Source organism: Bacillus sp. SD075, from assembly GCF_017355165.1.
GTDB lineage: Bacteria > Bacillota > Bacilli > Bacillales > DSM-1321 > Peribacillus.
This window is the reverse complement of sequence record NZ_JADILK010000074.1, coordinates 1-11,805: the sequence shown is the minus strand read 5'-3', so window position 1 is coordinate 11,805 and position 11,805 is coordinate 1. Positions and strand designations below refer to the sequence as shown.

Below are 11,805 nucleotides of genomic sequence, written 5' to 3'. Positions count from 1 at the left end.
AATTGTGCCGAGGAGGCTCCCGGACCGCCCGCGGAAAGCGAGTGCCTGAAGTGGAAATCAACGTCCAAATTGTACAAGCCAAAAAAACTGTAGACAAACTCGATTTTCATCGAGTTTGTCTACAGTCTGAACCCGTCACTCGTGACGGGTCATAAAACATACTATTTAAACATTAAAGCGATACCCTGCTCCCCAAACCGTTTCCAAGAATTTAGGATGTGCAGGATTTCTTTCTATTTTTTCACGTAGTTTCCTGATATGGACGGTGACAGTCGAAACATCTGCAGCCGATTCAAACCCCCAAATATTTTCATAAAGCTGTTCTTTACTCAATACTTGATTCGGATGCATGACAAAAAACACTAACGTATCGAATTCCTTTGTTGTAAATGGTACCACCTCTCCGTTAATGTGAACTCGGCGTGCCGACTTATCTATTGAAATTCCATGAACATAAATTGAATTAGATTTAGGGTGACTTCCTGACAAGCGATCATAACGCGCTAAATGCGCCTTCACTCTTGCAACTAGTTCACTCGGACTAAATGGTTTTGTTATATAATCATCTGCCCCTAAACCAAGCCCCCGAATTTTATCAATATCTTCCTTTTTGGCGGATACAAACAATATCGGGATATTTTTTACAGCACGTATTTGTTTGCATACTTCAAATCCATTCAACCCTGGAAGCATGATGTCCAAAATGATTAAATGATAATTCCTTTGAAGGGCATGTTGGAGACCTGCATCACCAGTATGTTGAATATCGACACTAAAATCATTAATTTCCAAATAGTCCCTTTTCAATTCAGCAATACTCACTTCGTCTTCAATAAGTAATATCTTTTTCACATTTCCTCACCTTTCTTTATGGAAAAGAAGACACTTGTACCTTTTCCTATCTCGCTAGTAGCCCAAATATCTCCTCCATGCTCACCGATAATTTTTTTTGCGATCGCAAGTCCTAAACCACTTCCACCTGACTGAGAATTTCTAGATTGCTCTGCACGATAAAAGCGGTTAAAAATATAAGGCAAAGCAGAAGGTTCTATCCCATAGCCATTATCTGTTACTTGTACCACTACATCATATAGGCCTTCATGCAGAGTAATGGAAATGTTTTTTTCATCTTTATTCATATACTTTACACAATTGCTGATTAGGTTGGTCAATACGCGTTTTAGTTTCTCTCTATCCGCTGTCACGTATATCGGTTTATACGGCTGTTGAAGTTCAATCTGGATACCTTGTTGAAGTAAATCCAGGTGAAGTTCTTCTACGTATTCTTTCAAATATTTATCTAGTCTGACCGTTTCAAATGTGAATGGTTCTTTTTTTAAATCCAACTTGGAAAATAAAAACAATTCATCTATTAATGAATCCATATCTCTCGCTTTTATGTAGACAGTCGATAAATACTTCTCCATTTTCTGTGGGGTGTTTGCAACCCCATCTTTTATCCCCTCAACATATCCCATAATCGAAGTGATCGGTGTCTTCAAATCATGGGAAATATTAGAAAGAAGTTCTTTGCGATTTTCCTCATACTGCAGCTGAAGGTTTACAGAATCTTTTAATTTTTTTCTCATTTCCTCAAACTCTCTATTCAATTGTCCGATTTCATCATTCGAAGTGGCTTTGATTTCAAAATTTAAATCTCCAGATTTTATCCTCTCTGCCCCTTCTTTAAGAATAGTGATGGGTTTGATGATACTTCGCGAAACTAAATAATTTAAAAGTCCAATAATCATTACAAACAGTAATAACAATAGAACAAATAAAATGGGAAACAGCTCTCGAGTCAGTTCGGCATAGGAACTTGCTTTTCTCAATACAAAAATGCTTCCCTCACTTTTATCCGAAAAATAAAAATCAAACTTCACATATGTGAAAAAAGTATCTTTCATTTTGATTGTGTCTCTTGTATTAATGTTCGTTTCTTCGAAATTAGGAAGTGATGGAACCAATCCTGGCTTATCTAGTGTTGGGGAAGCATACTCAATCTTATTATCTTTTCTAATGACAAGCTTACTATCTCCACGTTCAATCTTCTTCAGCTGTTCTTCGTTTAGAAGCTGCTCAGGGTTATTTTTTGCCAAAAGCTTTAAATCGAGAAACACACTTTCCTCTATGGCAGTCAAAGGTTTTTGGAGATAAGATTTTTTGTATAAGTGCTCTATCGATTTTACATCACCGGTTATTGCGAAAATAAGTAAAAATCCGGCAGCTAAAAACAAAGTGACGGAAATAAGGATTACTCCAACGTAGGACAACAGAAACCTCATTTTAATTGACAAATATTTTCACCCCGTATCGATCTCTCGTTTACTCTTTACAGAAAAATTCACCGTTTATCTGCTGTTCCTAAAAATGTTTCCTGCGATAATTTTCTTAGAACTAAAAAAACATATCACATAAACCTTAAAATTTTCTAAAATACATGAAAAAAACCTATTCTATTGTCAGTCTATAGTTTTTTTATGTATAAACGTTCGTTCCAGCTTGATTTCAGAAATCCGCTCCCTTTCCGCCGAATGTTTGCCATGCCTCATCAAAGCATGAACCTGTGAGGTCTTGGATAGCTTGTTTTTTGTTTTAATTACCTTTTTATAATAATGATATTATTTGTAAAATATCCAAGAAACAAATATAACTGCTCTTAAATATTTTATAATTAATAACTATTCCTTCAATTTAATGTATTATCTTCAAAAAACGAAATTAAATAGGCGAGAAATCTTTATCAAGCACACAGAAAAGATTTATGCAGGGGGTAATGACTCCATGGTACACAAAAATCCAAATTTCCATATGGTAAAGTCTAGGGGAAGGAAAGAAGAGAGGTTATTATAAAAAAAGCATTAAATAGTTTTCTTTGGGCTGGTTTTGCGATTGCACCCATGAATAAACCATTTGCCTTGTCCCATGATCATACAAACCCTTATTCGACAGGGTGTGCTTCTAAGCCCAATACCTATAAAACAGAATATATTTATAAAAACGGTGTGAAAATTGGATATGTGCAGTTAAAAGGAAGTACGTATTTTCATACGGCATGGGTTACTTAAAGTTTTATTCGGCTGTTCCTCACCATTATTATGCAAATGTTTGGGTTGACAGTTTTAATAGTTCCGAGTAACGGGTGGATAATGAAAGGTCAAACGTCCTGTTATACTGCTTAATTATAGAATAAAGATCCTTATAATCCTTTGGCCAAAGCAGGTATTTATTCTTCCACTGGGGCACTCATTATTTCTGCGAACAACCGGCCGTTATTAATAATTTATAAAAGGGCTTGCCAGCAAAAACGCATGATTTATACGGTAACACCGGTTTTGGGTTTTGAAAGGATTTCCGTTTCATTGTCGTTATGTTTATACCATTAATCATAGTTTGATGTATTTTGGCTGCAGCAATAAAGGCGGAGAATTCTGCTAAAAATTAATTAAAATACTGGGCGACTGTCATATGCCGTCCTTTTTCCTTGGATTAATTGAAATTCGAACTTTCACCCAGGCTATAAAAACAAATGAGGAAAATCTTTCATACAAAATAAAAACCTTCCTTTCGTTTGCTTCAGTTTATAGATAAAAAAGCATTCGAAATGAATGTATTCCGAATGCCTTTTATGGATTTAATTGCATACCATGCTTTTTTGCATCATCGAAAATACGCTTGCGTGCTTAATGGATAAATTTCTTATAACTACTTAGTTTGAACCAAGACAATTTCTTCAATAATCGGGATCTTTCTTTTTAATAAAGATAAGAGAGTATCTTCGATTGTATTGTCGATTTCACAAATCGTTATTGCTGCACCATTGATTTTGGAACGTTCGTTGGCCATACGAGCTATATTGAACCCTTTTTGATAAAGGATATCCGATAATTCGGCAATAACCCCTTTTTGGTCGGAATGGCGAATCACAAGTGTTGGCCGTTCCCCTGAAAATTTAAATGGATACTCATCGAATTCCTGAACCTCCACTTTACCACCGCCTAAAGAGCTGGCCAAAACCTTTACAGTACGTGTGACCCCTGTCAATTCTACAAGAACGGTATTCGGATGATAGCTTCCAAGCACCCTTTTCGTGAATTCATATTGTAAGCCTTTTTCTTCAGCAATTATTTTTGCATTTGGAATGCCATCATCCATGGTAGATAACCCAAGAACACCGGCTAATAGAGCCAGGTCTGTTCCATGGCCTTGATAGGTTTCGGCGAAAGAGCCCATCAGCGAGAACTTTGCATATAATGGTTTTTCGTTTAATAGCTGGTGGGCAATATTCCCGATTCGGACAGCCCCGGCTGTATGGGAACTCGAAGGTCCAACCATTACGGGACCGATGATTTCATACGCACTTTGATATTTTGCGGGCCCATAACCACTAGTTTTTCCGCTTAGAACCTGCTTCTTTAACCTTTGCCCGGTCGGAGTTCCGGCAAGACCGCCTATCCCGGTTTCTCTCAACGATTCGGGCATTTGCTGCCCGACTTCATGCATCACATGAATCACTTCATCCGGTGGAATGACGCTGGCTATCCCAGCTAGAGCCATATCTGCGGCAGCTTGGGCGGTAATTGCATGTAAACCGTTTCGAATGATGCACGGGATTTCCACCAGTCCAGCAACTGGGTCACAAACCAACCCCAGTGAATTTTTTAAAGCAATTCCGACGGCATTTCCAATCTGCATTGGTGTCCCACCGGCAAGCTCTACCAGGGTGCCGGCTGCCATTGCAGTTGCTGAACCGATTTCTGCTTGGCACCCGCCGGCTGCCCCTGAGATCGAAGCTTTATTTGCAACAACTAAGCCGAGGGCAGAGGCAGTGAATATTGACAGTATAATCTGCTTACGCGTGAATTTCCCGCTGTCAAGGGCGTGAACGAGGACAGCGGGCAAAATTCCCGCTGACCCAGCTGTTGGCGTTGCCACAATCCGCCCCATTGCAGCATTTACTTCTGATACCGCGAGCGCATTTGCTGCAGCATTCAATGTTCTAGGATTAATAAAGGAATTCCCGTTTTGGGCATACTGATGAAGACGATTTCCATCCCCTCCCGTTAAACCAGTACGAGACATGACTGGACTCATTGTACCTCTGCGTACAGCCTCCTCCATAACCGTGAATTGTTCCGACATTTCTTCGATAATCGTCTCCCTGGGATAACCTTTCTGGTGTACCTCTGTATTGATCATCAATTCGGAAATGGATGTTTTCTCCTGCTCTGCTAGTTCAATTAACTCTTTTAAATTAGTAAAAGACATGTGATCACTCCTGTACATGAAGAAGGCCCCACGCCGTAAGCATAAGAACCTTCCCCGTTTTTCCTTTGTTTACTTCTGTCCAAAATATTCTGCAACAACAGCTGCCATTGCTTTGGCCGCGATGATCAGGCTGTCTTCATTAATGACAAATTTAGGATGATGGTGAGGATAAACTGGACCAGCCTCCGGCTTTGCCCCAACATAAAACATACTGCCGGGAATCTTTTGCAAATAGTAAGCAAAATCCTCTGATCCAGACATCGGCGGCGTTTCCACCAACGCTTTGATTTCAGGAATTCCGGCCTTTTTAATCCCATTTACAACCAGTTCAGTCATGGTTTTATCATTCCTTAAAACAGGGTAATCATGTGAATATATTAAATCATAGGTAATGTCAAATTCTTGAGCAAGCCCATCTAAAATTCGCTTGAATTCCGTTTCCACTTTAGCACGAACTTCACTGGACATCGTTCTAACATCTCCTTCAAGCTCAACGCTGTCCTTTATAACATTAAATGATCCCTTTCCATCAAACGAGCCAATCGTTAATGTCGCCATATCAAAAGGATTGATTCGGCGACTGACAATCGTCTGGGCTGCTACAACAAAGTGGCTTGCTGCAACAATACTGTCATTGCTTGTATGCGGCATCGAACCATGGCCGCCTGTTCCTTGGATTTTCACCTTGAAATACGAGCGTCCGGCTTGCATTTCTCCAGCACGATAAGAGACTTCCCCGGTCATCGATGGGGACATAAGGTGAATACCGAAAATACTATCCACACCTTCTAAGCATCCATCTTCAATCATGGCAATTGCTCCACCAGGAGGCGTTTCTTCCGCAGGCTGATGCAAAATAACAACGTTTCCTCTTAATTGATCTTTTATTTCGATTAATGCTTCGGCTAAAATCATTAAATAGGCAGTGTGTCCATCATGACCGCATGCATGCATAACACCTGGATTACTCGATTTAAATGGTACATCTGCCTCTTCCGTAATTGGCAGTCCATCAAAATCAGCGCGCAGGGCAACCGTTTTACCTACGTGTCCGCCTTCGATTGTTACAACCACCCCATAACCGCCAACATTTGTCCGTACCATCACATTTTTATCTTTATAAAAATCAGCAATATATTGAGCCGTTTTTTCTTCTTTAAAAGACAATTCAGGATATTGATGGAGATATCTGCGTATTTCAATCATTCTTTCCTTTTTCTCTTCAAGTTTTTGCAATAGTTGATCTAACATCATTTTCCCTCCTATTATTTTTCAGTTTTAACGGTCAGAATAACTAGACCGCCTATTACAACGGCCATTGCCAAGGTGATAAATACGATAGAAAACGATCCACCGGCCATAGAAATTAAAGCACCAAATGCCATTGGAGCAATAAAGCCCCCAAGCGTTCCACCCGTATTGACGATACCAATGGATGACCCAATTACTTTCTCAGGTAAAATCTTGTGCGGCCAAGAGAAAATCCCTACAAAGATCGTGGTTAATAAAAATGTAAGCACATATAAGAAAGCAATGGAAAGAGCCAATGAATTTGAAAATACTAAACCAAGAAACAACAGGGATGAAAGAACTGAACAACACATTAGGAGTAACTTTTCCCTGCCTGCAAAATATTTTGTTAATAATACTCCAGCAAATATGGAGGCTAGCGTCCCTCCAATAGCGTTCACTGCCAGGATGATCCCAACCGTACTAATGGATAGTGAAAACTTTGTTTTTAAGAAAGTTGGAAGCCATGACATATTTCCATAAAAAGCTACATTCGCAAGCAGCATGGCAACGGATAATACGATTACATTTCGATTAGAAATCACTGACTTAAAACTAACTTGTTTCTTTTCAGTCTTCATTTTGGCAGTTGGGTGGCTAGTAGGTACCAAAAAAGTAACTAAAAGTAACGAGATGGCAAAAAATATCCCCAGTGCATAGTAGGCATAGTGCCAATTTAAGTCAATCAACCGTGCCCCAATTACAAACGCGAAAATTCCGCCAATTCCACTCGTTGACAAAATGAGCGATTGAATAAAAGTTCGTCTTGTTTTGGGAAAATTTTCGGCGATTCCTTTTGAACAGCTTGGAGGATAGCCTGCATGGCCAATACCAGCAAAGAAACGAATCAATATAAACATCAATAAGCTTCCAGCAAGGCCAAATGCAAATGAAAATATTGTAATAAGCGAAAGCGAAAGCATTAGGACCTTTTTATATCCAATTTTATCTGCGAGCCATCCACCAGGTATCTGCATTAATGAATAACCCAGGAAAAATAAACTCATTATCAAACCGGTTTGACTTGTTGTTAGATGGAGTAGTTCTGCAATTGGGATGATTGCAGTAGAAATCATGTTTTTGTCCATGTAAATCATGGAATAACCAGCCATTAAAGCTGTAGTCAACAAAACTCCACGGGGTTTTTTTTCCTTTGATACCGAAAGTTTTATTTCGCTTTGCTTCTTAATCGCTCCTTGAGAAACAGACATAAAAGGCTACCTCCGAAATATTGTTTATGTAATCGCTTTCTTAACTTCATTATAAATTTTTAAAGTAGTGAAAACATTCCATTCATTGTCGAAAACACACCCCTTCATTTGCTCTTTTCACTGCTTGGCTTAACCGAACAACAAAAAAAGACCATTAAGTTTTAACCTAATGGCCTAATTTCAATGACATGAATGGCATTTAACGTCAAATTGGATTGTAATAAGAGCTCCGAGACAATGTTTTCCTCATAGATTTGCAAATCTGGATAGGCTCGCTGCTTGAGATAATCAATGATTTCTTGATCATAGATATACTGCTGATTGAGATTAAGCCAATTAAAGTAAAATGCACCATTATTTCTATCGAGTATGTATTTACGAATTTGATAAGTTCCAGACGGCAACCCCGAAATCATGATTTTCTTCACTTTTGTTAAAGAGCTTAAAAAGAAACTTTCTACTGAATAAGTGGGATTAACATAGGAATTATTATAAATAGCTAATTGGTACCCCTGTTTCCCCTTCGTCAGTACAAAATCCTCACCTTCAGCTAATATCTCCAGTCCTATTTTCGCAATTAATTGCATGTTAAAAAACGCCGGACGCTTTATTTGATAATAATAAAGCAAGGCAATTCCATTCATTGCAATATTTTCATTATCCATATTACTTTTTTCTAATGAATGGGTATCAATCCAAAATCCCAAACCGGAAATCTCTTTTATGGCATCATGCATATCTTTAAAAATGAGAGCTGATCGAAAAAAAGTTCCACTTAAATTTACTGTATTACCATAAAGTGTATTCCAGTTAGTCAGGTAAATGGGTATCCCAGCCAAGCCGGCTGACGAAAGGTTTGCTTTTAATTCAATACAAGATTTCTTTATATAATCTTTTACTCCCTTAAATGAACTGTTATCCATATCAGTGAAGTCAACTTGTTCATTTGGATTACAGCTAAAGCAAACCAGGTCAATTTGATCCATTTGCTTTAAAAATTCAGTAACAGGGACTGATAATCCCTTTTCTAAGGAAAATGGCACATGAATCCCGACTTTTGCGGTGGAGGCCCTCTTTTTCACAGTTTGAAAGTATAGTTGATAAAAAGTCTGGGCTGTTTGATCCCAATCTGAAAAAACCAAATCAAACTTCCATTTCCCGACAAAGGCATCGCCAAAATAACTGACAGCGTGCTGTAAAAATTCATCTAACATCTTTATATAATCCTGGCAGCTTACGACTTCCTTTTCAAACTCCACCCTAATGAATGGAATTAAACCCAGCCTTTGAAACTCGTTAAATAACGCAACAATCTTATAATACGGACCTCCTATTTGCAAAAGCGGGTCGATTGTCGTAAATGTGGTGGAAAATACGTTCGTGAAATAAGCATATTCAAAATGGAGCTGCTCCTGAATAAGCTTTAATTCTGATTGGACCTCTTCATTTAAAGCATATTCCAGCTGTCCAATCACCAGTAATCGCTGGGCTTTATCCCGAACAAGAACAGGTTCATGAGGCAGGTTGATATGTACCGCCGAAACTCCCGATTCTTTCACCATACCATATTGGTCCTTTTGCGAAATATACTTGCTCATTTCAATTAAAAAGTGTGGCGAATTCACCAAGGTATATTGTTCGCTTATATTATTTACTTCCTGGAAAGGTTCTTTTTTATGAAGAGCTCGATATTCGCCAGGTGTTTGATTGTACATTTCCTTAAAAGCTTTGTTAAAAGCTTTCACATTTGGAAAACCATTATTTAACGAGACTTTCATAATGTTATCATCGGTATATAACAGCTCATGAACAGCTGATTTCAAACGGAATTGTTTCACATATTGTGAAAAACTAACACCAACAGCCTGCTTGAAATAACGGGACAAATAATATAGGGATAAATATTGCTGTTTAGCAATCTCTTCCAAAGACATCTGTCTGCGATAATTTTTTTCAATAAAATTCAGGATGTCCCTCATTCTTTTATCCTTCATTTCAATAAATCGATCCTGCCCGAGGAGTGTTGTTTTGAAATTCCGGATAAGGAGTGTAACTAACTTGTAAATCAGGCTGTTGATTTCTAGTTCACTTCCATCCTGCTCCTGGTGATGTGCGATCAAAATTCCAGCTAAGAATTGACGGATTTGATCAAAAAGAAGATATAACCCACTATCCTCCTTGGATGAACGGCATTCGAAATAACACACATGAATATCCGGATAAAGCGGCTCGATGGAACCAAGGGGAATTTGCAGCAATAGGACTACATTGTCTTCATGCCCCTTTACGGCATGGACATCATTAGCATTAATTAGCAGAATATCATTTTCCGCCAAGTGCCAGGAATCTTGATTGACCATAACCTCAATTTCTCCTCGAATAACGAAAAGAATTTCTATTCCTAAATGGATATGCTGTGAGTGATGGCGAATATTTTGCAAACTGATTTGATAAGAATCTTCTATTACTGGTTCAGACATGGACATTCACCTTTTTTACTGGGATTTTACCACTGCCCATCAAGCTTTAGCAAATCATTATCACATGCTATTTTTTAATATGATGGTAAGGATTGTTTTCTAATATTAGTAAGAAATATCAGCAGTCTCTGCTTACTGAAGGGAAGCAGTCAGTACAATAAGGGAGGAGCACCAAATAAAAAGCTCCCGTTGAGTTAAAATAGGAATTGAATTTTTCATAACCAGTGTTTAGGATATTGTCTTGTTTGAAATAAATTATTATAAATCATCGATATAAAAATTAATAATAAGGTACCTATTACAATCGAAGTCAGGAATCCCCAACCAGCTTGAGAATTGATCGAAACAAGGGCACTAGCTGCTGCGGGAGGATGAACGGTTTTTGTAAAAGTCATTATGATCAATACAATAGCTAATACTAAACCGATAATGATTAGGCTTTTACCAAAGATGCTCCAAATGATTAGGGCTGTTGTTGTAGAGAGTATATGTCCTCCAATAACATTGCGGGGTTGTGACAAGAGACTTTTATGCGCACCAAAAACAATAACACAGCTCGCTCCAAGAGGAGCTAATGCCATAGGATATCCTAAATAGACAGCTATAAAACTAATAATGATAATAGCAATGAGCCCACCTATAGCCGAAACAAAGGAATCCATATAATCAATTCTGTCTTTTTCTCTAGCTTCGCCCTTCATTTTCTTTAAATATCCTGTTAAACCTATGTTTTGTTGATTACTCCAACTTTTTTTAAGACTTTTTTCAAATTCCATAATTTACGTTTTCCTCACGTTTTCTAAGTAAGTCGACAGGGTTTTATATAATGTTATCTTACAGGAAAACAATGAATTTTTAAATATATATCTGTACGTACTTCCCTGACATATATCAGACTTCCATTTTTAAAAAGGGCAACCAGTATAAAAATGGCTGCAGCTTCCTCAAAAGATAAACTATTAGGCTTAATGGAAACTGGTCCGTTTTCAGAGAAGCACATATACTCGGCATAACCACCCCACTTGTGAAGCTACAAAAACCTGGTCACCGACGTCTTTTCTGTTACGTTATGCTTTTATGCTTTGCTTTTCCGGATCTTATCCAAAAAGCGTCCAACTTTTGAATCATCTCTTTAAACGCGTTTACATTAACATACTCGCCATCATTTGTCATCATGCCCCTAACAAGAACCTCAGCCATCTTAGGACGCATAAACCCAAGTGGCGGGATAAGTTCCTGAGCATTTACTGGAATTTGGTCACGCTTAACATTAATGTATCTCATCTTTATGTTTGTGGACATGTTACTTGAAAGCCCTGTTCAAAAATGTTTAGCGGGATAAGCTAAGTTCAAGAGTAAAGATTTTTTTATCCCTATTTTCAGTGGGTCAAACTAGCTAAAGATTTCTTCGACACCATTTGCCATAATAATGCCTACACTCGCATGATCTGGGCCGACAATTTTTTTAAAATGATGCTGGAAGTTTTCATTCAATTTATATTTTCCGCCTCATTTCCTAATTATTAGAAGAAAAAATCCATTCGTATTGAATGGAT

8 protein-coding genes are annotated in these 11,805 nt (G+C 38.1%); all 8 read right to left on the bottom strand.

Annotated features, from left to right (window positions below; genetic code table 11):
• Nucleotides 1-165: 165 nt before the first annotated feature.
• Entirely contained in the window at nucleotides 166-852 is a 687-nt protein-coding gene (locus IOC57_RS24545; RefSeq protein ID WP_207441149.1) for a response regulator transcription factor, read from the bottom strand.
• On the bottom strand, nucleotides 849-2,297 hold the full coding sequence (locus IOC57_RS24540; protein ID WP_207441148.1) for a sensor histidine kinase: 1,449 nt from the start codon (nucleotides 2,295-2,297) through the stop codon (nucleotides 849-851). Before IOC57_RS24540 ends, IOC57_RS24545 begins: the two co-directional genes overlap by 4 nt.
• A gap of 1,408 nt (nucleotides 2,298-3,705) precedes the next feature.
• Nucleotides 3,706-5,268 carry an L-serine ammonia-lyase, iron-sulfur-dependent, subunit alpha gene (gene sdaAA / locus IOC57_RS26665; RefSeq protein ID WP_207441146.1) on the bottom strand — a complete coding sequence of 521 codons (1,563 nt, stop codon included), beginning with the start codon at nucleotides 5,266-5,268 and terminating at the stop codon, nucleotides 3,706-3,708.
• Nucleotides 5,269-5,337: 69 nt separating this feature from the next.
• The gene (locus tag IOC57_RS24530) at nucleotides 5,338-6,519 is read right to left on the bottom strand and encodes an amidohydrolase (protein ID WP_207441144.1); all 1,182 of its coding nucleotides are present in this window, start codon (nucleotides 6,517-6,519) and stop codon (nucleotides 5,338-5,340) included.
• 14 nt (nucleotides 6,520-6,533) lie between these two features.
• Nucleotides 6,534-7,769, bottom strand: coding sequence for an MFS transporter (locus IOC57_RS24525; RefSeq protein ID WP_207441142.1), 1,236 nt, complete (start codon nucleotides 7,767-7,769; stop codon nucleotides 6,534-6,536).
• A gap of 161 nt (nucleotides 7,770-7,930) precedes the next feature.
• Nucleotides 7,931-10,249, bottom strand: a complete 2,319-nt coding sequence (locus IOC57_RS24520; protein ID WP_207441141.1) for a helix-turn-helix domain-containing protein — start codon at nucleotides 10,247-10,249, stop codon at nucleotides 7,931-7,933.
• Nucleotides 10,250-10,464: 215 nt separating this feature from the next.
• A complete protein-coding gene (locus IOC57_RS24515; protein WP_207441140.1) occupies nucleotides 10,465-11,025 on the bottom strand; it encodes an HPP family protein in 561 nt (186 codons plus the stop codon).
• Nucleotides 11,026-11,311: 286 nt separating this feature from the next.
• Complete coding sequence (locus IOC57_RS24510) at nucleotides 11,312-11,551, bottom strand: hypothetical protein (protein WP_207441139.1); 240 nt, start codon at nucleotides 11,549-11,551, stop codon at nucleotides 11,312-11,314.
• Nucleotides 11,552-11,805 lie beyond the last annotated feature (254 nt).

What these genes read in the sequence shown, in the direction of transcription:
- IOC57_RS24510 (WP_207441139.1), bottom strand. Translation starts at nt 11,551, where the DNA reads ATGTCCACAAACATAAAGATGAGATACATTAATGTTAAGCGTGACCAA.
- IOC57_RS24530 (WP_207441144.1), bottom strand. Translation starts at nt 6,519, where the DNA reads ATGTTAGATCAACTATTGCAAAAACTTGAAGAGAAAAAGGAAAGAATG.
- sdaAA (WP_207441146.1), bottom strand. Translation starts at nt 5,268, where the DNA reads ATGTCTTTTACTAATTTAAAAGAGTTAATTGAACTAGCAGAGCAGGAG.
- IOC57_RS24515 (WP_207441140.1), bottom strand. Translation starts at nt 11,025, where the DNA reads ATGGAATTTGAAAAAAGTCTTAAAAAAAGTTGGAGTAATCAACAAAAC.
- IOC57_RS24520 (WP_207441141.1), bottom strand. Translation starts at nt 10,249, where the DNA reads ATGTCTGAACCAGTAATAGAAGATTCTTATCAAATCAGTTTGCAAAAT.
- IOC57_RS24525 (WP_207441142.1), bottom strand. Translation starts at nt 7,769, where the DNA reads ATGTCTGTTTCTCAAGGAGCGATTAAGAAGCAAAGCGAAATAAAACTT.